This is a genomic window from Lacticaseibacillus songhuajiangensis, assembly GCF_003946025.1.
In the GTDB taxonomy this organism is placed as follows: Bacteria; Bacillota; Bacilli; order Lactobacillales; family Lactobacillaceae; genus Lacticaseibacillus; species Lacticaseibacillus songhuajiangensis.
The window spans coordinates 15,989-41,589 of record NZ_RHNR01000005.1; the positions used below are offsets into that span (position 1 = coordinate 15,989).

Genomic DNA, 25,601 nt, shown 5'->3' on the forward strand with positions numbered 1-25,601 from the left:
AGAAGTGTCCCGTTCGGCGTGTCCGCGGAATCTCATCAATAAAATACCCCGCCTGCACTCCTCGGGGAGAAGCAGACGGGGTACCTTCATAGGGAATTGGGGGGAATGGTGCGAACCTGCGACCAAAAGTTCTCGGGGGGATGATCGCGGGTTATTGCTTAGGCGTGTTTGCGCTTAAGTAACACCACACCGGCGGCACCAATAACAATCAGGACGCCGGCGGCTGCGTAGAGCAGCAGACGCTCATTAGTCCCAGTTAAAGGTAAGTTTGGCCACAAATTATCGTGGTCGACAACCGTTGCGTCAACCGTAGTGTCGCGCTTTGCGGTAACTGAAAACACCTTACCATTCAGATCGTAACCGGCTGGTGCATCGGTTTCGGCCAGGTAGTAGGTTTGCTGCTGGCTGGCAGGATCAACCTGCAAGCCGATAAACTCTGCACGACCGCTCACATTCGATTTGGCGGTGAGGACCTTTTTGTTACCATCCTCCACCGGATTAGTCCCCGCCTTGGCGTCAGCTGCCGTTGGGTAAAGTGTGAAGACTGCGTTGGCCAGTGCGTGGCCGTCCTCATCCGTCTTGTCGACGTCCACGTTCCCCGTGTACACGACTGGTGCGGAGGTGTCAGCGCTGCTGGGCAACGTTGGCTTTGTCGTATCAGAGCTGCCGGTGGCTAGCGGTTCGTCGACGCCAGAGTGCTCATGGACAAGCGCGCCGGTTGCCGTGCCTTTGTAGTAGCTGTCGAAGGTGTTTTGCACCATACCGTTCACGTCGGCAGTAACGGTTGTTGCCACCGGAATAATGAACTTGGTACCAGCAGGCTGATCAGCAAACTTCTCAATACCAGCAGCGTTGAGTTCAAAACGGGCAACCTGATAGGCACCATCTGACGGCAGATTGCCAACTGCATCACCAGAATGCGTCATCCACTCTACCGGTACATCCGTCTTGGTACCATCAGGTGCCAAGAAATACGGCTTGTCATAGCCCAAATAACTCAAGTTGGCTGTAATCAACGGATCGGCAAGCACGATTTGGCTGGCGTAAGTCACCGTGCCATCGTCGGCTGTCGCCTTAATATCCGTTGGCCGCGTGACGCTGAGGTTCCACAAAACGTAATTACCAGTCATCACTGAAGTTGCGAGCGCATCTTTACCGTCGACATCCTGCACTGTCTTTTGCGGCTTGAGTGCAACTGCATCTTCATCCAAATCGTTCTTCGGATAAACGTTGACGACATACACCAAATCGTTATCGCCGGTGCTGGCATTCTTGGTAGTCTGCGGCAGGTGCACGATGAACGGATCACTCGTGGTCGCAACCAACTTGCTGGCCAGTTCGGTTATTAGGTAGTAACCATCCGCCGCTTTACCGGTGCCGACTTTTGCAGTTGCTGCACCCTGAGCGGTCGTTGTTGTCGTGATTGCATTGAAGCTGTCATCAAGGGTATAGGTGCTCGCATCACTCGCTGCTAGCTTTTTACCACTAACTTTCTGGATGCGTTCGACCTTGAACTGAATGCCCTGAAGCGGCTTGCTGTCGCTCGGCACGTTTGCGGCATCGGCAGTTGTACCGGTGGCCGGGGACGTACTTGGCGTCGTGCTGCTTGTGTACTTATGCAAGGTGATGCTGCGCACCGAGGTATCATCCTCGGTAGCAGCGGCGACGCGGATGGTTGGCGCAACATTCGTGGCAGTCATCATGGCACCCATGCAGCCGAATGTTAATCCAAGTATCAACGCCCCATGGATTAAACTTGTTCTTTTCATTTTGCACGTCTCCTTGGTCGCGGCCAACCCGCCGCTGAATCTAATTTAGCATGGATAAGTGCTCAAAAACGGGCAACGGACAGAAGTGGCCTGGACACTTCTGTCCTGTTCATTGGCGCTTCCAACGCCGGTATCAAGCCAAAGCGGACACGAGTTGCAGCAAAGCGGGGGCTGCCGGCGGTTTACCCCGCAATGAAATCTGCGTATGCTAAACCCAGACATAAGGGGAAGGAACCACGAAAATGAAGCGAAAACGGAGGGTGCGCCGCTACCGCACATATTGGCTATATATTTTGATTTTATTGCTGGGCATTGGCCTCATTCTGAGCCCCAGCATCTACACCCATGTGCTGACGCAGCGGCACCGGGAAACCGCAACGGTTTATGAACACCGCAGCCGTAAACAGCTGGGTAAGAACGCGCAGCAGTTGCAGCGGTATAACCAGCAACTCGCTAAGGGCAAACTCATCACGCTGCCCCTCACCCAGACGCAGCGCAAACAGAGCATTGGCTTCGTCACCATCCCCAGCATCAACGTGACCAACCAGCCGATTTACTACGGCGGCGACGACAAGACGCTGGCAAAAGGCGTCGGTGTGATGCCGGGTACCAGTCTGCCCATCGGCGGCAAGTCGACGCTCAGCGTGCTGTCCGGCCACTCTGGTTTCAGCAACCAGGTGATTTTTGACAACATTCGACACCTAAAGAACGGCGCGTACTTTTACGTCAGCGCGCTAGGTCAGCCGCGGCACGCATACCGCGTTTACAAACGGCTGGTGGTTGACCCACGGGCCAAGAACGCGCGCAAGCCAATCCACATCCAAACTGGTCAGGACATCACCGTGCTCTTAACCTGCACGCCGCGCTTCATCAACTCGCACCGCCTGCTGGTGTTCGGTAAACGTGTGTCCCTGCCAACTAGAGCGCAGGTTAAACACGCGACCCGGAAACAAAACAGCGACTTACCTTGGCCAGCCATCACTGCAATGTTTGTGCTTGGCGTAATCGCAATTGTGGGCGCTATTTGGTTCGCACGGAGCCGCCACCCGCACGCACGTAAAAGGAGGCAGTCATGAAAAAACGGCAAGACCAAACGCAGTCAGTCCCGGCACGCAAAAATCGCCACGGTTGGTTGAAGTGGTTCTTTGGCACGCTGCTGGTTCTTGGGGCCATCCTCTTCTTCGCGCCAATCATTTACGACATGCAACAAACGAACCAGCGCGACAAGCTTGAAGAAAGCTACGTCAAGCACATGTACCCAGCGGATGCGCAGCGCGACGAACTGATCCGCCGTTACAACGCTAACGCGCACGCCACCCAGCAAAAGCTAGCCAAGCCTTACCCTAAGCTTAAAATCAGCCAAATCGTGAAGTACCCGAAGTCACCAATCGGCAACATCACCATCCCGGCGATTAAACTCAAACGGATGCCCATCTACTTCGGGGATAGCGATGAAATTTTGGCCAAAGGTACCGGCGTGATGCCCTTCACGTCCCTGCCCAGCCCTGGCAAGTACGTTACCAGCAGCGTGACGGGGCACACGGGGATGGCGAACCGCGTGTTCTTCGACAACATCCGTTACCTCAAGCACGGGGATGTGTTCTACATGGACGTCTTCGCCCACCACCTGGCCTACGAAGTCACCCGTATCAAGGTCATCGACCCAACCAAAGCCACGGCGGTGCAAAATTTCTACGTCAAGGATGCCAAGAACAAGGCAATTCTCATGACCTGCACGCCAATCGGGATTAATGATCACCGGCTACTAGTCTACGGTAAGCAAATTCCAATCAAGGACGCTAAAAAGCATGCCACGCACGACCGCACCGCACTTAGCCCCTTGCAACTGTGGCAAGACGCCATTATTTTGCTGCTGATACTGGTGCTCATCTGGTGGCTGTACTGCCTCTGGCGCGATCAACGCGAACGGCAAGCTAAGCGGCAGGCGGCGTTGATCCGCATTGCGAGCGCCCTGCTTGCCCGTAGCCAGCAATTGACTGAACAAACAAGAAGGAACGATGACTAATGAAACGTTTTTTACGCTGGTTCTGGCCGCCGATTTTGGTTGTCTGCATACTCGCAGGCCTGGTGTTTGCCGGCAGTGAAGCGGTCACCCACGACGTCCCACTAAACTTGCAGTCGTGGCGCGCTAATGCAACAACCAATCAGGACAAACGTGTTGGCAAATCAGTCGCCATCAACGACATAAGCACGCCGGAACTCGCTAAGGCGCAAGCCGCCGCCCCGACGCAGCAAAAGCACTACGGAATGGGCGAACTCACCATTCCGAAAGTGCACATTGATCTGAGCATATACGCGGTCATCACCAACCTAACACTGGCAACCGGTGTGGCCCGCTATTTTCCTGATCGGCCAATGGGCCAAGGCAACAACGTGTACGCGGCGCACAATATGTTTGGCGCCAACATTTTGCTCGGCGGCATTAGTCGGCTCCATAATGGCGACAGTATCTCTCAGACCGACTTCAAGAAGGTCTACACCTACAAGGTGGTGTACAACCGGGTGGTGCGCATGACCGAGACCACCGTCCTTAACCAAACGAGCGAACGTCGCATCACGCTCATTCGCTGCGAAGGGCCCCGCCACAGCAAGTTCCGGCGCGTCGTGATTGGGCGGCTGCAAAAGGTGGCCGCGTACAAACCGCAGCGGCAAGCACCGCACCATCTTCTGCGGACTAGCCAGCGACTGACCGGAGTCCTCGCGATCGGACGCGTGAACCGCCCGCTCATCGTTGTTTTAATCCTCCTGTTCATCTTCCTGCTCGCTTTGTCATGGCGGGGTTACTACAACGACAACCGCTCATAAAAATAGGCAAAATAAATAGCCCGTGGAATTCAAATTCGAATTCCGAGGGCTATTTATTCGCACCATCGACTAATCGGCATTTGCCGCAATTTGTTCAACGGAGTGCCAGAGTTTTTCAATTCCGTCCCGGTCGTGGCGGAAAATGCCCTCGGGGATGAAATTGGCCACACTGACGAGCAGCTGGTCCTTTGTGCTCGTTGCGTTCACACAGTCACCATCCAGATAGCCGCTAATTGCCAGTGCCAAGCGTTTGTACATCCGGAAGTAATAGTTACTCCAAAGCACCACACGCTTCTTGAACATCTCGCAGACCTCACGAACATTATCCGGGTTGGCAGAGTCAACCGCGCTGTCGAGCAGGCTGATGTAAAAACCATCCAGCACGGAGTCCGCCTGGTCATCAAGATTGGACCAACCAACGTTACGCTGCGCCATGTCACGGCCTGGGAAAATTTTGCGTAGCTCCTGATACGGAATGTAGCTAACGACTCGACTAACCAAACGAAAATCGAATGCAGTCAGGGAGTCGAAGCCGAGATAGCGCCGGAACAACTTCATGGCATCATCCTTGGCATCCTGGGCATTACCCTGCAATTCCGCAATCATCAGTCGACAGGTAATGACCTCACTGCGCATCCACGGTATGTGGTACTGCTCATAAGCCGCCTCGAGCTGGCGCACCAGCTTCTTGAGGTCGTCAATATTCCCCGTGGCGCCGGCGCTGATCACGCGCTCATCCACCAGGTTGCAGACCGCGATGGGATCATCGGTCAACCCGCTAATTTCACTGGCATCTGCGGCCAAGTACGCTAGCAAAGTAAGAAACTGACTCACCTTCATGTCGACCTGCCCGTATGCAATGCGTTGCAGTGTTTTATCCGACCAACCCAAGTCACTGGCAATCTGTTGCCGGGAGATGTGCTTAGACTGCCGCACTTCTTCTAGAAACTCACCAATTGCTTTTAAATTAACTGCCACCTGTAAGTCCTCCTCAATGAACGACCCCCGCAGTTTGGAACATAAGCCCACTCAAACCTATCAACTCTAGCAACCTGCCCCCAAGCAGAATTAACTAATTGTTCGCGCGTTGAAGCTTATGGATAAAGAATACACTATATTCAATGAATTTGTACAAGTGTGGCAAAATTATATTTTTGGTTAATTTAAAGACAATATTTTTTCATTTGTTTGTTAATTACACCTGTAAGCACGCGTTAAGCGGTTAGTGAATCGCTGCGTTAACTATTAAGTCAAAAGTTTTTTTTACTGCATTATTCGTTCAGAACGAAACATGATTCGCGCCTTTGCCCTAGCAATCGAGCCAGCGTCCGTAAATGGCTAACCAGTGGGCAAGTTCCAGCTTACGGACAGTGCCGAGACCGGGAAAATGTTGATCGGTGCTTAAACGTTCCAATTGCATGGTCGCTTGCGTCGCAGCATCGGGGTGCACCGCAAGCCAGGGCGTGAGCGTCGCCAGTGCTTCCAGGAATTTGGCACCAGGTTTACTGAAATCCGCGTTATTCACCGAGACAAAATGGTGCACCCACAAGGCCCCTTCCCGCTCGTACAGAAGATGCAGGGCAATCGCCCGTTGCGGGTAACCATGCTCATCATAATTCACAGAAGCGAGCGGGTAATCGGCCAGTCCGACGCCCTGCTGAAACTTCAAGGGGTACTGATAAAGTTCATCCTGGACGGTGTAGTAATCCGCAGTGTAACGGCGACTGGGTGTGTGGTCCGCGAGTAAAATACGTCGGTCGTGCGGCAAGGCGCGCACGCGCGCCTCATCGATGACAAGGGCCAATTGTGTTGGCGCCAGTAATTGCGCCTGGGCGTACGTTTGGGTCAGAAGCAGTGGTGCCGGCGCGTCGGTACCATCAAAGTAACGGGCAGCCTGCACAGGCGTAGGTAAAGGATACGGTATGGGAAAGCGTGGCTGAGCCAGCAAACCGTATTGCCCCACCTGCGGATTTTGGAGAATGTACAGCGGATGCTGAGCCTTGGCGAATGCCTTCACGAGCCGTGGAAGCGCAGCAATGTCCTTCACGGGTTCGACAATGGGAATAATCCGTTCACTTAGCCCCGCCTGCACCGCATCAATTAGCGCCAGCAGGTCGTACTGCCGCCCACGAATGAGTGGGTAATAGTTCATGCTTGCGCCTCCCCATCGGCTGGTAGATGCATTTTGAGGGTCGCCAACTCCCCGTTCAGCGCGTCCACTTCTTCTTGCAAGGCGGTAATCGTTTCGTTTTGCAGCTCGTCCGCGAACTGGTCATACAAGTTGGCGTCTGGATGGTAAATATCGTAGTTACTGCTACGTTTGCGTAATTCCTTCAAAAGCTGCTCATCGCTGAACTGCCCGAGTCCCTTCTCCACACGCTTGGCCTTCACGACTTCACGGTTCAAGCTCGTCAGGAAGCGTTCCGTAATCGCCGCGTCGTCAACCAGTAATTCCTGCCGGCGCGCGGGCCGCACGATGGTCAGGGCGCCGGGAGTCGTCACCGGCACCAACGCGGCGGCGAGCGCCTGCTTGTCGAAGGCCCGGTAAGTCATCACGCCAACGCCCGCAGGAATTTCATCTCGAACCTGCGCGTACAATTTCGGAGTGAGAACAAAATAATTGTAGTGACCCACGAAGCTCAGCTTGGCGTCGCTGTGGAAATCGCTCTTGGTCACTTTGAGTTCAAAACAGCGCCAGGTGTGCATCTGCGTCGCATCGGTTTGTAACACTAGGGTGTCCACAATTCCCGTATCGTCAGGCATCGCGACTTCTTCCACCGCAAGCGCGCCCTGTTCTTCCCAATAGGCGTAAAGTGTTTTCTCAAGATCAAGGGTGAGCTGCGTTTTGGACATGATGGTGCCTCCTGCAAGTACGATAATTTTGCTACTTTAGTATTAAACCGATTATACGAACATACGCTCGCTAGTGCAAACAAAAAGGACATGTTGCCATGTCCTCTCACTGTGTTTAGTTCATTCCCTTTAAATGGTCATCCAACCGCGCGTCTAAATCGTCATCAAAGTTTTGTCGAAGTAAACTTGGTGTCTTTTTCTTGGCTGTGAACCCTGGCCAAACACCTAATAAATCGATACCATCCAGTTCAACCTCACCTGGGATTTCAAATGCCTGTACAGCTTCAATAAATGCCGAAACATAAGGCGGAATCAGCTTCAAAGCTGAATTGTTTGTTGCTTCATAAATTGCTTCCATTTCGTTTTCATGCTTAGTCATGAACATGCGCGTGGCTTCTTGAAATTTGCGCATCTCTTTACGCCGCAGAACGCGTTCTCCGTCGTTGTTTTCGGCAATATTCGTCTTTTTGGTAATTAATTTCACCAAGAAGTATGGCGTATCAGGAACTAAGTCATATCGATCATAACTAAACGCCCCAACATCACCGTCGATATTATCAACAATCAAATTCAGAATATCTGTCTGCATCTCGCCAAATCCTCTCACTTTGCGCGGCCGTACTATGTTTGCAGTATCCGGCACCGTCGAAAAACGGGCAGTTGCAGCGGCCATCCCGCTCATCCAGTCCCACAATCGCGTCGTAAGCATATGCTCCGTAGACGGTCACTTCAACGAGTTGCGCACCCTCGTCAATCGACAAAATCTGAACCGCCTTTTGTTCACTAAAACCGCACTGCGCTCCCGATAAATGCGCGGCATCCTGCATTCTAACAGGGTGTTCCCCATTCCGTTAAGCTAATGCTGTTATTTTACCACAGAACTGCGCTTGCCCTCACGCGCTCAGCATCCCCCAATCACGCCGCACCATCTCGAGCACCACATCACTTAGCTCCGTAAACGGCGGGGCTTGCGGTGTGTTCAGCCACTCCACATAGAGCGCAATCACACCATTGGCCACGTATTGCGCCCGCATCTGCTGGCGGGCGCTCGGCTGCGGACTGCGTGTCAGTAGCGCCGTCGTCAGCATTTTGGCCATGTCTAGCAGTAGCACATCCTGCCGGCGGTAACGACAAATGTAGGTGAAGCCGGCGAGGTTTGCCTCGAATATGCGATTGAAGGTGCCGACCAGCGTTTCGGGGGATGCTGCCGCACCGGCGAGGACGTGGCCCAACTGTCGGCCGAGCTCCGCCTCGTACTCTGTGAATAACGCCCAGACATTATCGTAGTGCAGGTAAAAGGTGCGGCGATTGATCTGTGCCTGCTTGCACAGTGCCGTTACCGTGATGTCGCCGACCGCTTGCGTTTTAAGGAGCACGAAGAGTGCCGCGCGCAAGGCCTGTTGTGTGCGGATGAAACGGGGATCTGCTTGCCTCATAACTAATTCACACTTTCTACCATGATGTGGTTAATCGATTGTGATGACTGCTTTATATTATACACATTCAATGATTTGGAGGTCATGATATGTATACGATTAATTCCGTCATGAACGTGGTGTACCACAACCCCGCCGCGGCCGTGACGATGGCACTACTCACTTACGCCTTCGGGTTCGCGCAGTACATCACCAGCATGTTGATGCAGGTTAAGGGTAAGGAGGCGCCGTTCTACTTCTGGATGCACGCCTGGTACTTTGGCCACGACTTAACCTTCTCGCTACTGTTCTACCAGTGGTTCCACGTGGTGCACTTCTGGCTGTTTGAAGTCCTGTGGGCCGGCTGCGTCATCTTCGTGGGCATCGAACTCTTCTCGCTATTTTACTCTGTGAAGTACGAACGCGACCGCATCTGGGGCAAGTATCTGCACGCGCAGGTCAGCGTTAGCACCGCTTGGCGTTACGGCATCGTCGGGTATGCGCTCGGCTTCGCCCTCTTCTTCCTGATTCGGCTTGGTTTGGGTGACCAGATGTGCCTGATTCTGATGATGTCCACCAACGCCATCCTCGCACTAGCGGCCTCGTTCAAAATGCAGGAAATGGGCACGCGCCGCTTCGGCACAGTCATGCTCGGCTGGTACACCCTGTTTGGCACCATCTTCACCTTCCTGCCGAAGGGTTACGGTTTCTTCGCCACTCTAGTCGCACCACTGGATCACGCCTGGTTCTCCGTTCTCGGCGTCATCTGCGTGTTGTTTGCCATTCGCTACTTGGTACTGGCGTTCAGAATGCCGAAAGCGGCAAACTAATTGCGTGTCTGAACTGGATCAGTTGAACCAAAATGCACGCAAAATTCAGCACGTGCTAATAATTTATCTTATGTAAACAATGGTGCGACTGAATTCGCAATTTCGTTTATTTTCAAAATTTTTCCCAAACAAAAAGCAGCAGTCAATTATCGCGTTTATGACGTTTACCCCCAAAGTTGGAACAACTTTGGGGGTATTTTTATGACCAAAATTTCTATGGAGACCAAAATTCAGGTAGTTGAAGACTATCTCCTTGGTTCTGAGTCAAAGCTCGCTATAACCAACCGTTATGGCATTGCTCGAACACTCTTCGATATTTTAGTCGCGATTTACGAACAACATGGTAGGAATGGACTACTAAATCCGCCCAGTATTACTGGTCAGCTTCGGGTTTCTCTTGTACAGTGGAAGCAGACTAATCACGCATCCATGGTTGAAACTTGTGCGCAATTTGATGTACTTTCCGTTGAAGCTATTGTTCGCTGGGAACGTATATACAATCTGTATGGCAAGCAACCATTACTTGAGATGCGACCGGGAGTGAAACCTCATCGCAAAAGAATCAGATCAGGACAAGATCAAGCGCCTGGAACAAGAGAACTTATCCTTGCGGATACGCGTCGACGCCTTAAAAAAATTGCATGCCTTGAGACAGCAACTAAGAAAGAAATCAGTGAAGTCATCATCGAACTCAGGGCAAAATACCGATTAACTGATTTAATAGCTGCGTTACCAATTTCGATGTCCGTGTTCCAATACTGGCACCAAAAGCTACGCCATGCAGATCCTGACCACAAGCTCAAACAGCTAATTAGGCAAGTGTTCGAAGAACACCATGGCAATTATGGTGTCCCACGAGTAACAGTTGCCGTTCGGCGGCACTATGAATCTCAGGGGTTAACGAAACCCAATCACAAGAAGATTCAGCGCATTATGCATGAACTTGGCCTTAACAGCTCGGTTTACAGAAGGCGCACTCGTAAATACGATTCTTCGAAAGGTCCTCGCGGTAAGGTGGCTAAAAACCTGCTTCGTCGTCGTAATGTAGCAGACCGTCCATATCAGAAACTCGTGGCCGATGTGACCGAAATGAAGGCCAAGAACGGTGACAAAGTATACGTCGAAATCATCAAGGATTTATGGAGCAATCGTATCGTGTCATGGGCAATGAGTCCGCACCCAAATTTAAATTTTGCGGTAACACCCCTGATAGAACTGATTAGAAACATGCCCGCCACCGGTTACCAGGTTACCCTGCACACGGATCAAGGATGGCAGTATCAACACAAAAAATGGCGCGACTTACTCAAACGTGGTCGCATCAGACAGAGCATGTCTCGTCGCTCAACATGTTTGGACAACGCAGCATGTGAAACGGTATTTGATAAGCTAAAAACAGAGATTGGCCCACTCAAACAATTTGAGGATTATGAAGCAGTCTCCACGCCAGTTGATGTATGGATTAAGTACTACAATGAAACGCGAATTCAAATGAAATTAGGCGGTCAATCACCGCTCGAGTTCGAGCGGCAACTAACTGCCTAATTACAGAAAACTATTCAGTTCCAACTTTAGGGGTAAACGTCATTAACGCGCATCTGACTGCTGCTTTTTTAGAATGCTTCTGCAATTGGTGTGTCGCCGCCGACAATCTCGTAAGTGGCGCCCCACTTTGGTGCCTTACGCAACGCCACAGCAACTGCCTTGGCCACGTCCGCACGTGTAATTGCGGCGGCAGTGCCATTATTCACCGCGATGGTCCCGCGGGCCGGTTCATTCAAGAGTGTGCTTGGCTGAATGATCAGGTAGTTCAGTCCGCTTTCGCGCTTGAGCCACTCTTCGGAGTAGTACTTGGCAACGTAGTACGGCAGAATTGACGTCGGCCACTGCTCGCGCTTGTCAGCATAGAGTGCACTTATTAGCACGTACTTGCCAATCTTGGCCTCGTCCGCCGCCTGCATGGACTTAATCGCCCCATCTAGGTCCACCCGCAAGGTCATGTCGTCGCCGGTCTTACCACCTGAGCCGGCGGCAAAAATCACGGCATCCATACCGTTCATTGCGCGCGTCATGTCCGCGATGGGTCCGGTCACGTCCAGTGCCACCACGTGCACATCGTCCGCGAAATCCTTGGTTTGCGCCATATTGCGAATGCCGGCATACACTTCTTCGCCTTGCGCGCTTAAGTCGCGCACGAGCTGTTGGCCAACTTGGCCGTGTGCCCCAATGACTAGTACTTTCATGTTCTGCACCACTTTCTTTTGTTGTCAGTTCAGTTTCCGTTCACTACCTGCATCATCAGCGCGAACTCGGCACGCCGCAAGTCCTTTACGCACGCTGGTAGGCCGCGATGCCGGCCTGCAGCCGCTGCAAACCATCCGCCAGCATCGCGCTCGGGCAGGCAAAATTCATGCGCAAGAAGCTGTTACCATTACCGCGGTACTCCGCTCCGGAGGAGAGAATCAGACCGGTTTCCTTGCGCAGCGCCGCCACCAGCGCGTCCGCGTCATCCGTAATCGCGCTAACATCCAGCCACATCAGATAGGTGGCGTCACTAGCCACAACCTTAACTCCCGGCACCTTTTGGCTAATGAAGTCGGCTGCTTGCCGGTAGTTTTGCTGCAGTTGTGCGCGCAGGGCGTGCAACCACTCGTGCCCCTGCGTGTAAGCGGCGATGGTGCCCGGCAGCGCGAGCAGGTTCGGCTCGGCCACCTCGTCCATGTTCAACCCGCGGTTCACACTCGCGCGCAAGTTGGCTTCGGGTACGATGACGGTAGCCGCGTGCAGTGCTGCCACGTTGAAGGTCTTACTTGGCGACACCAGGGAGATGACCCCGCGGTTGAGTGGTTCCGGCAGTGAGAATGCCGGCACGTAATCGCGGTCGCCGCGTACCAGATCACCATGAATCTCGTCGGAAACGAGCACCACGTGGTACTGGTGGCACAACTGGGCAATCGCCGTCAGTTCACCGAGCGTCCAAATTTTGCCGACCGGGTTGTGCGGGTTGCACAGAATCATCATCGTGGTCAGCGGATCGGCGAGCTTGGCCTCTAGATCGGTGAAGTCAATGTGATACTCACCGTCCGCGTAAAGCAAGTCGCTGGATAAGGTGTGCCGCCCGTTGTTTTCAATCGAGTGGTAGAACATGTTGTAGACGGGCGCCTGCACCAGCACGTTGTCACCGATTCCACTTAGCCGCCGCACGATGGCGGAAAGCGCCGGAATGACGCCGGTGGCAAAAATCATCCAGTCAGTCTGCGGCCGCGCATTGTGCTCCGCAGCGTACCAGTCCGCTACCGCGTTGAAGTACGCGGCGTGCGGCTCTTCGTACCCGAAAGCACCGAGTTCGAGCTTCTTTTGCATCGCCGCCACAATCTCTGGTGCGGTCGCAAAATCCATGTCGGCGATCCACATTGGTAGTTCGCCTTCCTTGACATCCCACTTCACCGAGTCGGTGTGCAGCCGCTGCGGTGCGTGTTCAAAATCATACATTAAGCCGTCGCTCCTTTTGCTTTGTGTGTCTCCGTAATAATCTGCGTCTTTTGCGGGTCAATCACGGATGCGTCCATAATCAGTTCACCAATGCCGTGGGCGCGAATGATGCCGCTAATCGGGTTCTTCACGCTGTCGATATCGGTCGTAATCTCCGCATCAATCTGGCTGCAATATTCAAACGCTAGGTCGGTCCGCAAGAGGCGGCAGTTGATCATTTTGAGCCCGTCGATGTAGCACAGCCCCTGGTCACTTTCGATGGTGCAGTTCACGAGCGTCAGGTTCTTGGTGTTCCACGCCAGGTACTCGCCATCAATTGTGGAATCGTAAATCGTGACGTTCTCGCAGTTCCAGAACGCATCTTTCGAGATGAAGCGCGAATTGTGGACCTCCACGTCCCGCGCCCCGTCGAAGCAATAATTACCCACAATGTCGACATGGTCAAGGTAAACCTGCTGACTGTCCTTGCCGAAGTAGTTGCCGTTCACCTGCACGTTGGTGAGGCGCACGTCCTGACAAGTCCAAAGTGTCTCCTCGGCGTCGGCAAAATGCACGTGGTCGAGCTTAATCTGACTACTGCGCCGGAAGAGTTTGGGCGCCTGCAGCGAACTGTTCGTCACCGTGATGTCCTTGGTGTACCAAATCCCCGACCGTGACATCGTCTCGAACGTCGTGTTGTCGGCGCGCACGTGCTGACTGTACCACAGCGGGTACTTCCACTTGAAGACACTATCTTGGAGCGTAATGTTACGGCTCTCCTTGAGTGGGGATTCCCCCTGTCCAAAAGTCGTGCCGCTAATTTCGGCGTCGTGTTCACCAAACAATGACCGTTCGCCTTCAAAATACTGATTCTTGTATGTGCTCATGATTATTCCATCTACCTTATTTAAGTATCGGGTCGTGCGAAAAAACCCACAATGCTTATCCTAGACCCTTAGAGCTACTGTAAGGCAAGCGTCTTGGCCAATTTGTCCGTAAAAATTTTGCATGTAGTGTGCACCGAACTTGCGGCAAGTCGCACTTGCGCTATAATAGGCACAACATTCTAGTTAATCGAAGGGAGAACCGCATGACTTACACCGTTCAACAAGTTGCCAAGAAGATGGGCCTGACCGCCTACACCGTCCGTTTCTACCACGATCACGGCCTGTTGCCCTTCGTGAAACGCGACGAAAACAACAACCGCATCTTCGATGACGTCGACCTCGAGTGGTTGCACCTGATTACCTGTTTGCGGCAAACGGGGATGCCGCTGGACAATATCAAGCACTACTTCGACCTCGTACAGGAAGGTAGCGACACCGTCCCTGAGCGCTACCAGATTATGCTCGAACAGCAAAAGCGCACCCTCGACGAAATCGCCGAGCTCAACCGCCACCTGGCAACCATCAACGTCAAGGTTGCCCATTATGCCGACGTGCTGATCAACCACAAGCCCGACAGTTTCGTGCCGTCGAACGTGCAAGAAGCGCAGACATTACAAACTAGCGGTTCTGGCAGTAAGTAAAGCAGCAAATAGGCGCAACGCCGCATCCCCAGCAGGGACACGGCGCTGCGCCTATTTTAATATGACTGATTCAGTTCAGGTAAATTATTCCTGCACATGTCGCAGTCGCGTGTGTAGCCAGCAAGCCAGCAGCAGCATCACCGCCGTTACCCCGAGTACATAGCGCGGTAAAGCCAGCACACTGCCATTGTGCAAGACGCTCATCAAGTAAGTCAGCGCGCTAATGAGCAGGTAGTACACGAAGCTCAGCAGGCCGCTGGCCGTACCGATGACATCCGCAAAGCCAATGAGTGCCCGGTTGAGCACAATCGGCAGCGCGGTGTTAATGCCGGCAAACACCAGGAAGATGGCCATGAGTAGTACTGGCAACAAACGTGCCCCCAACCACATCCCCACCGCCCCACTCAACGCGAGTGTCAGGCCAAGATCAATAATACGCTCCGGCCGTAGCATGCGCGCCAGGAAGTTCGCCGCAACAGCGCCACTAATAGTGGCACCCGCGATGACGAGTCCTAAGTAGCCATATTGCAAGCTGCTGAAGTGGAAATGGCTTTCAAAGATGAACGGCGCCTCCGCGTAGTAGCTGAAGAGAATGCCGTTAATGCCACTGATGAGAAGGCAGTATACCCACACCCGCGGACTACGCAGCATGCGCCGCATCACCGCACCGGTCGCGATCGGATTACTCGTGGCGACTGGCAGTTGCCGCGTTTCCGGCAAACAACGCAGCACGTATAGCCACAGCAGCACGGCCATGATGACCAGCGCGCCGAACACACTCTGATAGCGGCCGCTACCGGCGAGCAATGCCCCGCCGAGCAGCGGTCCCAGTGCGGGTGACAGTGCGAGCGCGGCACTGACCTGGGCGAAGACCTGCTCACCGCGCACACCGCTGAACGATTCGCGCATAATGGTTTGGGTAAGGACGGAGCCAGTCGCGGCCCCAAACGCCTGCAAAATGCGGGCGGCAAGCAGCAGGCCAAAGTGCGGCGCAAGTAGTAGCCCAAGGTTACCGAGTAAGTAGATTGCTAGGCCCCATAGGAAGGCTGGCCGCCGCCCAATCTGATCAGATAGACGGCCCCAAAAGAGCACGCCGACGGCAAACCCGATGAAGTAAGTGCTCATCGTCAGCTGACTACTTTGCGCGCTGACGCGCAATGCACGGCTGAGCGCCGGGAGCACCGGCGTGAAGATGGATTCGCTCAACTGCGGGAAGCCCACGAGGACAATAATTATTAAAACGGATGGTACTTGTTTACGGACGTTTTTCACGAGATTTCTCCTTGAGTAATTAATCTGCGGAAGAACGTCCCTCATCGTTTACGGTTGCACAAACAATGAATTGCACATAGGTCGACATTGCTCGTCTCAACCCCTTTCTGTTTAAAAAGCTTGTTTCAGTCTACATGAAGCGGCACGCTCAGGCAAATAGACCGCGGTAAGCGCGCATACTGACGAAAAATGCCCCGGCGATTCATTATGAATCGCCGGGGCATTAGGTTAAGGCTCACACTAGCAATCAGTAAGAATTCACGCTACCGATAATCGATATTCGCGCGTGAATGTGCTTAGTTAGCGTGTACGTCAAACGCATTCAGCAAGCGTTCCGCAACACCAGGTGCGTCAGGGTCATGACGACCATGGCCGCGATCCAGCGCCACAATTGAAGCCATTTCAGCATCGGTCAAGGCAAAATCAAAAATGTCTTGGTTAGAAGCAATCCGCGCTGAATGTACAGACTTCGGAAATACTACGACACCGGACTGATACTCGAAGCGCAAAATAATCTGGCCGGCGTCCTTACCGTACTTGGCCGCCAACTTAGTAATGGCGGGTTCCTGGAATAATTCCGGATCACCCTGACCGAGAGGTGCCCAGGCCTCCAGTACCGTGCTTGTAGCCGCCATGAGTGCGCGCAGGGGCTTTTGCTGGAAGTAGGGATTGAACTCGGACTGGTTAACGGCCGGTTTAACTGCAAAATCTGGCACAAATTTCTGCCACAGCTTGGGCGTCACGTTAGAAATACCGATTGAGCGAATTTTGCCCGCCTTTTGCGCTGCTTCCAGTGCTTGCCAGGCACCAGGCACGTCACCATATGGCTGATGCAGAAGGTACAGGTCGATGTCATCGACACCGATCTTGCGGAGTGAGGTTTCAATGCCAGTCGTCGCAGCGGCGAATCCATAATCTTGAAGCCAGAGCTTGCTGGTGACCCAGATCTGGTCGCGGGGGATGCCCGATTCTGCGATGGCCTGACCGACTTCTTGCTCGTTGAAGTACGCCGCCGCGGTATCAATGTGGCGGTAGCCAAGGCGCAGTGCAGTGGCAACAGCGGCCTTGGTGGAACCGTCCGCAGGAATCTTGAAAGTGCCGAAACCAAACGCCGGAATCTGGTTACCGTCGTTCAAATTGAACGTGGGAATCTTGCTCATGTTTCTCCTCCCTATTATTATGCAATTACTAGTAGTGACTTGATTGCCTCACGCTTGTCCATGGCCTCATACGCGGCCTGTACATCATCCAGCGCAAAGCGCTTGGTGAATACCTGCCCGGGGTGAATGTCACCCTTGAGCACGGCATCCAGCAGCACACTGCGGTCAAAAGTCGTAACGGAGGCAATCCCGCCACGTAGACCCACGTTCTGCCAGAACAGGTCGTTCGTGTTCATCATCGGGTTCTGCGGAATGCCCACGCGGCCGACGACGGCGCCAGGACGCGCCACCTTCACGGCCGTGTCCACGGACTGTTCCATGCCGACACATTCGAGCACGGCATCGGCGCCCGCGTTGTCCGTCAGCGCCATGACCTTGGCCACAGCCTCATCACCACGTTCCGGCACAATGTCGGTTGCGCCAAACTTCAGGGCAACTTGCTGGCGGTCTGCATGGCGACTCATGGCGATGATGCGCTTGGCACCCATCAGGTGTGCCGAGAGCACGCCGCACAGACCAACGGCCCCGTCACCCATCACCACCACGGTGTCACCCGGCTTCACTTCCGCACTGAAGGCGGCGTGGTAACTAGTGGCCATGACGTCAGACAGTGCCAGCAAGTCATCCAGCTGCTCATCGCTGTAATCTTCAGGCTGACCCGGAATCTTAACCAGTGACCAGTCGGCGTTGGCGTAACGCACGTACTCCGCCTGGAAACCAGTACTACCGCCGCGGGTGTCGCTGGTGCAGTTTCCTTCGTAGCCGGCACGGCAAGCGGCACAGTGACCGCAACCATGGGTGAATGGCAGAACGACGAAATCGCCCGCCTGCACGTGACTCACTGCACTCCCAACAGTTTCAACAACCCCAATGGCTTCGTGGCCGGTGGTCATACCCGGCTGGCGCTCGCTAATCCCGCGGAACCACCATAGGTCGGAGCCGCACACGCAGGCGCGCACGATGCGAATAATCGCGTCGGTTGGCTGCTCGAGTTCTGGCTTGGGCATTTCGCGGACTTCAACTTTGCCCTTTTCAACGAATACTGTTGCTTTCATGATGTACCTCTTTCTTGAATGACTAGGTGACTAAAACTGTTCTAACCAGGACGCAATCTGGATGTCGGCATCAGCGATGTGCGCGCCAACCACACCCATGCCCTTGAAGATCTGGTGCTGACCAGCCAATGCGGCGAATTCCTGCTCGTAATCGTCCGCGCTCCCGGTGTGGGTATAGAACGGCGCGAGCGGTACGCTGCTGCCCGCGATTTCCTTGAGAAAACTACGCACGGGTGTTGCCGGTGCGCCGGACCACACCGGTCCGCCAACCAGCACCAGGTCGTACTGACTGAGGTCAGGAACGACGACGGTCAGACGCGGCAAGTTGCCACTGGCCAGCTGCTTCTGGGCGATGGCCGACGTCTCGTACATGTCGGCGGAGAAGGTATCGGTGGGGATGCTCATGTTGTAGACATCCGCGCCGAGCGCCGCTTGCAACTTCTTGGCTAGACGCGCTGTGATGCCGGACCAGGAATAATAAGCGATGAGAATCTTTTTGGTCATGTAATTGCGACCTCCTTTTGACTTACGGACTTAGTGTAGACCTTTAAGCCCACTTTAAGGCAAGGGCTATTTGCGAAAATTACGCGGCTTTTTGACGCAATAATTGCCGAAGTTACGCCCGGCATGTTTCATATACGTAAAAAATCGGCAAATTAATTACTGCGAACGAAATGTTTTGCGAATCCACAACGATTTGCGATTGTATCAATTGGTGATTTCGCTATTCTTGATTACGGTTGTTGACGTTGCGCGAAGCTGGCACAAAATTATTCTGGATGATGGTGTTTAGGAGAGTCTTGGTGCATGTGGGTCCACACACCAACTCTTAATCCCGCCCCGCCGCCTAAAATAATTATGTGATAGATCCACGCAATAATACCGATATGACAGCGCGCGCCTTGGCCGGCCGCACTCAATTATCAGAGCAAGACTAATTCGAAACGACATAAACACAGAATAAAGGAGAACTAAAACAATGAAGATTTCAACAAAGCTCATGGCCGCCGTGGCGGCACTCAGCATGGCCGCACCAGCCTTTACGCCAGTTGCTAGCACGGTGGTCGCACACGCGGCAGTAATTACAGCAACGGATGCCAAGGCTAATGCCGAACAAGCAGCAAAGGACCAGGCACAAGTTGATGCCAATAACAAAGAAGCAGCTAAGATTGCCGGTGAAAAGTGGACTGGTTCCATGACAAGCAGCAATACATCCTCATCTACTTCCAGTTCCACGAAGAAATCCACCACGTCTTCCAGCTCTTCTTCCAAGACCAGCTCCTCTAGCAAGACGACAACGTCTAAGCCAAGCACGACGAAGAAGACCACTACTTCTACCACTAAGAAGGCAACCACGACCGCAAAGAAGAGCAACTTTCGCCTCTCCTATAAGGGTGTTGCTGTTACTAAGCGTGCTGCTAGTCTTTACAGCATCAACGGTGCTAATCTGGCGAAAACGAGCAAGACACTAAAGAAGAACACCGCCTGGAAGATTACCGCACTGGTATCTCTAAACGGCGTTGACTACTACCAGGTCGGCACTAACCAGTACCTGTCTTCTAAGGACGCTAGCTTCCGCCGTACCGGCACAGCGCATGTTAACTACAACAAGCACTACGGCATTCAGATTTGGACCGCAACGCACGGCTTCGTTAAGAACGCCAACGGCAGTGCCAAGAAGCTCCCAGGCCAGACCAACTGGAAGGTCTTCGGTAAGGCTGTCATCAACGGCTCCACTTACTACAACCTCGGCGGCGACCAGTACATCGACGCGGCATACGTTACTGTAAAGTAATTGCTTAAGTAATTCATCTCTTTAACTGTTCTTATTAACCACGACCCCCCTCAGGGTCATGCAGTTGATAAGGACGGTTATTTTTTTATTTACCGACAATCCTGTCATGATCATTTCTAGATGCTCGCGCTTTTTCATTAGGTCGTGCTAGGATGAAGTCAAGTATGGCGTTTACGCCATCGATAACACCCGTAGATAAGGACGTGAAATGACATGTCGATTCCATTAACTAAAAACATTAAGACCGCGGGTTGTATTCTCGGCGTTGCTGCAGCACTGACTCTAAGTACTGCCATCGCGCCGCATGCAAGCCCCCACGCGTCTGTCAACACAGTCAGCGATTCACTGCCCGTCGGGGCACTAGGTCTCAACAAAACCACTAAGATTGATAGCGCATCTAGTGGTGGTATTCGTACTGACACCGGTATTGCTTCAACCCAACATACCGGTACAAATCGACAATGGGTTATTCCTGTAAGTAATGGCTCATCGCCATCAGTCGTGTTCGACTCAGCAGCCACATATGAAGACCAAGTGCTCGACGTCAAAATCCAATTTTCAGGAATAAAGACCGAAAGTCGCTATGCTTGGCCAAGCCCAAGGCAGAAAGAAACTCACGGGACAACGCCAACAGCCATTGGTATCTATGAGAACATGCAGAACGGGTTCTACTTGTTCGGTGTGCAGGAGGCAACTGTCTCATACACCTACTACCGGCACAATACTTCGGAAATTGTGCATCTAAACGACGCCGCTCATCCAGCCTACATGACCGTTCGCTCCTTAAACCCTTACGCATTGGGCGGTGGCACTGAAAACCAGCAGATGTCCTGGTGGGTTGGTAAAGGTACCGTGCAAAAAACCAAGACCATTACCGTGCCCTACACTGAGCAAGAATCTACTTGGCACTCAGGCTACACTAACAGTTACGGCAACTATGTCTCTGGTTACTACACGTACCGTACCGTTCACTATACCAAGAACGTGAACGTCAAATACACGGTCACCTATCACGGGATGAAGGCCAGCGGTCTTGACGATGGCAAAACGCACAAGAACACCACCCAGAAACTCACTGCTAACTACGGCAATGGATCCGCATCCGCAGGGGTAGATAAGGACATCTATCGTCAGACTCAAGTTGGTGACTCTGGTATCGTCGATAATCCGGGCAGTAACTTAGCCGATTACCTAGCAGGTGACCTGGATACAGTTTCTGGTGAATGGGCAAAATATGTAAACAGTCAGGAAGGATATGTCACAAAAGATTCCCTGATTAAACAATATACGCCCGCATTCAACACCGGTAACAAAAATGCCAAAACGCGTGCGCAATCATCTGGCAAATTTACTTCCGTCACCAATGACGATGGCTACTCGCCAAACCCAACAGAATTCACTGCGGCTAACAGCATCTTCGGGGCCCAAGGCGCTAACGGCTCCGACACGGTTGATTCCGATGCGGCTATGTCCGTCGGTTTCAAGATGAGCCCGACCGCCGACTTACAATCCTTTACCGTTGGTAACCCATGGGGCTTCATGTGGGCCCACTTCAGCGGCGGTGTATACCGCCACAAAGATAAGACCCCGCCTCCACACGAAGACACCCCGAAGAAGGAAGTCTCCAAAGCCACCCTGCATAAACAAGGCGAAACTTTTGACTACACCATCTCCGGTAAGGTGCCGAAGCGTGAATGGGTCTTCGACAACGGGGAATCGATGTACAAGAAAGATAACTTCACCATCTCCGACCAGGTGCCGAAGGATCTCTCCATCACGGGTGTCGACGTCGAAGGCATCTACCAGTGGAGCGGCCCCGACAACGGCAACGAGATGCTGGATAAGAACTACACCCCGGTCAAGGCAACGGTGTCTGGCAATAAAGTGACTGTTTCGACCAAGGACTGGCGCGGCTTCGCCCACTCCAGCGAGAACAACTACAAAATTGTCATCCACGTCAAAGCCGACAAGCTCCCGCAGGCCAAGAACAACGAAGATGCCAAGCAGAATAGTAGCGACGTTGGCTTCAGCAATGACCCCACCAAGAGCGGCTACTACTACATCGATAACAAGGCCGAATCCGACCAGATCATCTACGGCCAAACCTTCACCCCGCCTTCCAACAACGCGCGCACCAAGATTCTGCGTTTCGAAGGCACGGTTTACCACTATGACTACGACAGCAAGGAAACCGGCGATTTCAGCTTCAACAAGTTAAAGCCGCAAGCGACCAATGATGAGAACTTCCAGAAGGCAGGCACTTGGGACAACGCAACAATTTTTGAAGTTTCTACATAGCACCAATCCAGCAATAAATTCATCCATAGCAGTTCATACGAAATAAGGTTCGCACCCTCTTCCGAGATGCGAACCTTATTGTTTAGTACCGGTCTTCGTGCATCGTCGCCGGCCACCCATTAATGCCGTGGTGCTGGTCGAATTGGCGCAAATCCGCCATTTCATCATCGGTCAGCTTGAAGCCGAAGGTGTCGAAGTTGCTGGCGATGTGCGTTGCGTTCAGTGACATCGGGATGGTTACAATCTGCTGCTGGGTCAGGAAACGAATCAGAATCTGGGCACCAGACACGCCATACTTCGCAGCCAATGCCTGAATCTCGGGCAGGTTCATTAGTTCGCGGCCCTTGGTCTCCGCTAGCGGTGCCCAGGATTCATGGATGATGTCGTGCTGTGTTAAGTAGGCGTGCATGCGTTGCTGTTGCCAGTACAAGTGCGTCTCAATCTGATCAATCACCGGCTTGACCGTGCTGTCGGCCATGAGGCTATCGAGTTGTTTGGCATTGAAGTTGGACACACCGATTGCCCGAATTTTGCCCGCCTGATGTGCATCTTCCAAGGCCCGGTAGCTCTCGTGACTCTGCGGCATTGGCCAGTGCAGAATCATCAGGTCAAAGTAATCGCCACCAAAGCGCCGCAGCGAAGCATCGATGCCCTGCTTGGTTTCCTCGTAACCGTCCGTATTCGCCTTCGAAGTGATGAACAATTGGTCACGCGCAATACCGGCGTCTTTAATCGCCTGACCAACGCCAGCTTCGTTGCCGTAAGCCTGTGCAGTATCAATGCTGCGGAAACCCGCATCCAGCGCCTTCTTCACGTTCACCGCCGTGATGGCCGGTGGCGTCTGGTAAGTCCCGTAACCCAGGACCGGCATCTGCACGCCATTGTTGAAAGTCACATATTCCATAGTGAGTGCCTCCGTTTTCTTGATGCCTTCAGTATAAAGTGACTTATCGAAAGTAACCAGAACAATCCGTGAAGTATTGGTGGTCAATGTGCGCGGTCTGTCCGGATTTCGGCGCAGTTGCACCATCAAACCCGACGCGATACAAAAAGTTCCTGCTCTCGGCACGCTGACGCTGCGCCGGAAGCAGGAACTTTTCAATTTAGGCACGAGAACCACAAATTACTTCTCCGCCTGCAGCTTCTTGACCGCAGCCTTCATTGCATTATCATTCTCGCTAATCTTCTTACCAAGCTGAGTTTCAATCTTCGCCAGCGTCTTGGCATCAGCCGTGCCGCTTGCAGTCAGCCCGTTAGCACTCTGGAACTTGGCAACGGCGGCCTTGGTGCTAGCACCATAGTAACCGTTGGTGGAACCAGTGGCGTAGCCGAGTGCGGTCAAGGTCTTTTGCAAGGTCTTGACGTCGGCGCTCACGGCTTCTGGCTTCACGGAGGTGCCGGTGAAGGTGCTCAGGTAAGCGTAACTCGGGTAATCCGCCTTAATGGTTGGCTTAATCCCCTTGTGGTTGATCCACGAACCATCTGGCGTGAGCCACTTGGCAATGGTCAGCTTCAGTTCGGCGTTCTTCCCCATCTGCGCAACGGTCTGCACCGTGCCCTTCCCGTAACTGGTGGTCCCAATCAGCGGGATGCCGGCACTCTGGTTGAGCGCTGCGGCGGTGATTTCACTAGCGGAAGCCGAGTTACCGTCAATCAGCACGACCGTTGGTTCGGTAACCTTAAAGCCCTTGTCGTATTCCTTACCGGCCTTGTAAACTTCGGCCTTACCGGTCCGCGACTTAACCTTGAGAATGGTTTTACCATTCTTCAGCCACATCGAATCAATCTTCAGTGCCTCTTGAAGGACACCACCAGGATTACCACGCAGGTCGAGGACGAACTTCTTGGCCCCCTGCTTGCGCAGCTTCTTGACCGCGTTCTTCACCTGCTTCCCAGAAGTCTCGGTGAAGGTACTGAAGGTGATAATCCCGATGCTCTTGTCGGTCTTATCAAGACTAGTCGTCACACTCGGCACACTGACCTTGGCGCGCGTCATGGTGAAGGTGAGCTGCTTACTGCCGCGGCTCACAACCAGCTTGACCTTGGTGCCAATCTTGCCGCGCACCTTAGAAACGACGGCGTTGATGTCCTTTTTGGCCATCGACTTACCGTCGACGCTGACAATTTTGTCGTTTGGTTTGATACCGGCCTTCTGCGCGGCCCCGCCATTGGTGAGCGAGTCGACGTACACGCCGTCACTCGTCTGCGCCATGGTGGCACCGATACCGCCAAAGGAGCCGGAAATCTGCGTATCAAGGCTCGTCGCGTCGGAATTCTGCAAGTAGTTACTGAACGGGTCGCCCAGCGTCTTGACCATGCCGCTGATGGCACCATCAGCCAGTTTCTTCTCACTGACCTGCTTGTAATAGCTGCCCTCAATTGTGGCGTAGGTTTTGAGCACCTTATCAAAGGCACTCGGCACACTGGTGGTGACCGTCTGGGTAGCGTGCGGCGCGAAGTAACCGCCAAGCGCGCCGACCCCCAGGGCAACAATCATCCCCGTTATCGCGCCCCATAAGGGCATGCGTTTCTTATTCTTCAAAACTGGCTTTCCCCCGTTCCTTGTTCCTGATACAGGCGGAACGCCTCGTCAAAAACATCCATGTTGGGCAGGTAGCTGCCGTTTAATTCCAGGTAATCTGCCAATTCGTGATAATCCGTGCTTTGCTTCGGAAAACTGTGATCCAGGAAGGCATTCTGCGCAAAAGTCGCAACTTCCCCGTGATCATTGGGATTCCGCTGCGTCATCAGGAAGCGGTAAAAAGAATCACTCATCGCCTTTACCCCAATGTTCGGCGTTAAACGCACTACGCTGTTCGTGTTCCTGCGCGTAGCGGCGCGGGTTCTTTTCGTAGAACTGCTGGTGGTATTCCTCGGCCGGGTAGAAGGGCTTGGCGTCCTCAATTTTGGTCACAATCGGGGCATCGAACACACCAGAAGCGGCGAGTTCGTCGCGAGACTGCTGCGCGAGCTGGCGCTGCTCATCTGAGTTCACGAAGATGACTGGCCGGTAGTTGTCGCCGCGGTCCTGGAACTGACCCATGGCGTCGGTCGGGTCTGTCTGTTGCCAGTAAATCTGCAGGAGCTGCTTGTAAGTAATCACTTCTGGGTCAAAGGTGACCTGGACGGCCTCGGTGTGGCCAGTGGTGTGCGAGCAGACCTGCTCGTAAGTCGGGTTGGGCACGTGGCCGCCGGTGTATCCGGACAACACGTTCAGGATGCCGGGCATGGTTTCAAATGGTTCCACCATGCACCAAAAGCACCCGCCGGCGAAAATTGCTGTTTCTTGCATACTCTTTACCTCCAACATCTGGGGTCGTTTGCCGCTT

At 53.3% G+C, this 25,601-nt stretch carries 26 protein-coding genes; 8 read left to right on the forward strand and 18 right to left on the reverse strand.

What is annotated here, in order from left to right:
* Nucleotides 1–158: 158 nt before the first annotated feature.
* Nucleotides 159–1,769, reverse strand: coding sequence for a SpaH/EbpB family LPXTG-anchored major pilin (locus EKM97_RS02515; protein WP_125570705.1), 1,611 nt, complete (start codon nt 1,767–1,769; stop codon nt 159–161).
* Nucleotides 1,770–2,011: 242 nt separating this feature from the next.
* On the opposite strand from EKM97_RS02515, the gene EKM97_RS02520 reads away from it, so the two are divergent.
* From EKM97_RS02520 to EKM97_RS02530, 3 genes are read left to right on the forward strand one after another with little or no spacing between them, the layout of a single operon-like run.
* Nucleotides 2,012–2,845, forward strand: coding sequence for a class C sortase (locus EKM97_RS02520; protein ID WP_125570706.1), 834 nt, complete (start codon nt 2,012–2,014; stop codon nt 2,843–2,845).
* Nucleotides 2,842–3,795, forward strand: a complete 954-nt coding sequence (locus EKM97_RS02525) for a class C sortase (RefSeq protein WP_125570707.1) — start codon at nt 2,842–2,844, stop codon at nt 3,793–3,795. The genes EKM97_RS02520 and EKM97_RS02525 overlap by 4 nt, the downstream gene beginning before the upstream one ends.
* Nucleotides 3,795–4,595, forward strand: a complete 801-nt coding sequence (locus EKM97_RS02530) for a class A sortase (RefSeq protein ID WP_125570708.1) — start codon at nt 3,795–3,797, stop codon at nt 4,593–4,595. Before EKM97_RS02525 ends, EKM97_RS02530 begins: the two co-directional genes overlap by 1 nt.
* Nucleotides 4,596–4,664: 69 nt before the next feature.
* Here the strand turns inward: EKM97_RS02530 and EKM97_RS02535 are convergent, their stop codons facing one another.
* The 6 genes from EKM97_RS02535 to EKM97_RS02560 form a co-directional block, all read right to left on the reverse strand.
* A complete protein-coding gene (locus tag EKM97_RS02535; protein WP_125570709.1) occupies nt 4,665–5,573 on the reverse strand; it encodes a helix-turn-helix domain-containing protein in 909 nt (302 codons plus the stop codon).
* Nucleotides 5,574–5,904: 331 nt separating this feature from the next.
* Nucleotides 5,905–6,747 carry a sce7725 family protein gene (locus EKM97_RS02540; RefSeq protein ID WP_125570710.1) on the reverse strand — a complete coding sequence of 281 codons (843 nt, stop codon included), beginning with the start codon at nt 6,745–6,747 and terminating at the stop codon, nt 5,905–5,907.
* Nucleotides 6,744–7,448, reverse strand: coding sequence for a hypothetical protein (locus EKM97_RS02545; protein WP_125570711.1), 705 nt, complete (start codon nt 7,446–7,448; stop codon nt 6,744–6,746). The genes EKM97_RS02540 and EKM97_RS02545 overlap by 4 nt, the downstream gene beginning before the upstream one ends.
* A gap of 115 nt (nt 7,449–7,563) precedes the next feature.
* Complete coding sequence (locus EKM97_RS02550; RefSeq protein WP_164507406.1) at nt 7,564–8,121, reverse strand: hypothetical protein; 558 nt, start codon at nt 8,119–8,121, stop codon at nt 7,564–7,566.
* Nucleotides 8,006–8,275 carry an SWIM zinc finger family protein gene (locus tag EKM97_RS12190; RefSeq protein WP_125570713.1) on the reverse strand — a complete coding sequence of 90 codons (270 nt, stop codon included), beginning with the start codon at nt 8,273–8,275 and terminating at the stop codon, nt 8,006–8,008. Before EKM97_RS12190 ends, EKM97_RS02550 begins: the two co-directional genes overlap by 116 nt.
* A gap of 66 nt (nt 8,276–8,341) precedes the next feature.
* The gene (locus EKM97_RS02560) at nt 8,342–8,884 is read right to left on the reverse strand and encodes a TetR/AcrR family transcriptional regulator (protein WP_125570714.1); all 543 of its coding nucleotides are present in this window, start codon (nt 8,882–8,884) and stop codon (nt 8,342–8,344) included.
* Between the two features lie 89 nt (nt 8,885–8,973).
* Here EKM97_RS02560 and EKM97_RS02565 point away from each other — a divergent pair, with 89 nt between their 5' ends.
* Nucleotides 8,974–9,693 (forward strand): hypothetical protein, encoded by a 720-nt coding sequence (locus EKM97_RS02565; protein WP_125570715.1) that lies wholly within the window; start codon nt 8,974–8,976, stop codon nt 9,691–9,693.
* Nucleotides 9,694–9,894: 201 nt separating this feature from the next.
* Nucleotides 9,895–11,238, forward strand: a complete 1,344-nt coding sequence (locus EKM97_RS02570) for an IS3 family transposase (RefSeq protein ID WP_125570716.1) — start codon at nt 9,895–9,897, stop codon at nt 11,236–11,238.
* A 68-nt stretch (nt 11,239–11,306) separates the two neighbouring features.
* Here the strand turns inward: EKM97_RS02570 and EKM97_RS02575 are convergent, their stop codons facing one another.
* The 3 genes from EKM97_RS02575 to EKM97_RS02585 all read right to left on the reverse strand — a co-directional run bounded on the left by EKM97_RS02575 (nt 11,307) and on the right by EKM97_RS02585 (nt 14,051).
* Entirely contained in the window at nt 11,307–11,936 is a 630-nt protein-coding gene (locus EKM97_RS02575; protein ID WP_125570717.1) for an SDR family oxidoreductase, read from the reverse strand.
* Nucleotides 11,937–12,021: 85 nt separating this feature from the next.
* Nucleotides 12,022–13,185, reverse strand: a complete 1,164-nt coding sequence (locus EKM97_RS02580) for a MalY/PatB family protein (protein WP_125570718.1) — start codon at nt 13,183–13,185, stop codon at nt 12,022–12,024.
* Nucleotides 13,185–14,051, reverse strand: coding sequence for a DUF3737 family protein (locus EKM97_RS02585; protein ID WP_125570719.1), 867 nt, complete (start codon nt 14,049–14,051; stop codon nt 13,185–13,187). Before EKM97_RS02585 ends, EKM97_RS02580 begins: the two co-directional genes overlap by 1 nt.
* Nucleotides 14,052–14,254: 203 nt before the next feature.
* On the opposite strand from EKM97_RS02585, the gene EKM97_RS02590 reads away from it, so the two are divergent.
* On the forward strand, nt 14,255–14,692 hold the full coding sequence (locus EKM97_RS02590; protein ID WP_125570720.1) for a MerR family transcriptional regulator: 438 nt from the start codon (nt 14,255–14,257) through the stop codon (nt 14,690–14,692).
* Between the two features lie 84 nt (nt 14,693–14,776).
* On the opposite strand, the gene EKM97_RS02595 is transcribed toward EKM97_RS02590, so the two are convergent.
* From EKM97_RS02595 to EKM97_RS02610, 4 genes are all read right to left on the reverse strand, one after another.
* A complete protein-coding gene (locus EKM97_RS02595; RefSeq protein ID WP_125570721.1) occupies nt 14,777–15,964 on the reverse strand; it encodes a multidrug effflux MFS transporter in 1,188 nt (395 codons plus the stop codon).
* 296 nt (nt 15,965–16,260) lie between these two features.
* Nucleotides 16,261–17,124: an aldo/keto reductase gene (locus EKM97_RS02600; RefSeq protein ID WP_125570722.1), complete on the reverse strand. Its 864-nt coding sequence runs from the start codon at nt 17,122–17,124 to the stop codon at nt 16,261–16,263.
* A 17-nt stretch (nt 17,125–17,141) separates the two neighbouring features.
* Nucleotides 17,142–18,179 (reverse strand): zinc-dependent alcohol dehydrogenase family protein, encoded by a 1,038-nt coding sequence (locus EKM97_RS02605; RefSeq protein ID WP_125570723.1) that lies wholly within the window; start codon nt 18,177–18,179, stop codon nt 17,142–17,144.
* 30 nt (nt 18,180–18,209) lie between these two features.
* On the reverse strand, nt 18,210–18,683 hold the full coding sequence (locus EKM97_RS02610; RefSeq protein ID WP_125570724.1) for a flavodoxin family protein: 474 nt from the start codon (nt 18,681–18,683) through the stop codon (nt 18,210–18,212).
* A gap of 475 nt (nt 18,684–19,158) precedes the next feature.
* On the opposite strand from EKM97_RS02610, the gene EKM97_RS02615 reads away from it, so the two are divergent.
* Together EKM97_RS02615 and EKM97_RS02620 are read left to right on the forward strand one after the other, a co-directional pair.
* Entirely contained in the window at nt 19,159–19,974 is an 816-nt protein-coding gene (locus tag EKM97_RS02615) for an SLAP domain-containing protein (RefSeq protein WP_125570725.1), read from the forward strand.
* 213 nt (nt 19,975–20,187) lie between these two features.
* Entirely contained in the window at nt 20,188–22,272 is a 2,085-nt protein-coding gene (locus EKM97_RS02620) for an isopeptide-forming domain-containing protein (RefSeq protein WP_125570726.1), read from the forward strand.
* 82 nt (nt 22,273–22,354) lie between these two features.
* On the opposite strand, the gene EKM97_RS02625 is transcribed toward EKM97_RS02620, so the two are convergent.
* From EKM97_RS02625 to msrA, 4 genes are all read right to left on the reverse strand, one after another.
* Entirely contained in the window at nt 22,355–23,176 is an 822-nt protein-coding gene (locus EKM97_RS02625) for an aldo/keto reductase (protein WP_125570727.1), read from the reverse strand.
* Nucleotides 23,177–23,395: 219 nt separating this feature from the next.
* Nucleotides 23,396–24,814, reverse strand: a complete 1,419-nt coding sequence (locus tag EKM97_RS02630) for a S41 family peptidase (protein ID WP_449814792.1) — start codon at nt 24,812–24,814, stop codon at nt 23,396–23,398.
* Nucleotides 24,811–25,047 (reverse strand): YozE family protein, encoded by a 237-nt coding sequence (locus EKM97_RS02635; protein ID WP_125570728.1) that lies wholly within the window; start codon nt 25,045–25,047, stop codon nt 24,811–24,813. Before EKM97_RS02635 ends, EKM97_RS02630 begins: the two co-directional genes overlap by 4 nt.
* The gene (msrA, locus tag EKM97_RS02640; protein ID WP_125570729.1) at nt 25,040–25,564 is read right to left on the reverse strand and encodes a peptide-methionine (S)-S-oxide reductase MsrA; all 525 of its coding nucleotides are present in this window, start codon (nt 25,562–25,564) and stop codon (nt 25,040–25,042) included. Before msrA ends, EKM97_RS02635 begins: the two co-directional genes overlap by 8 nt.
* Nucleotides 25,565–25,601: the final 37 nt, after the last annotated feature.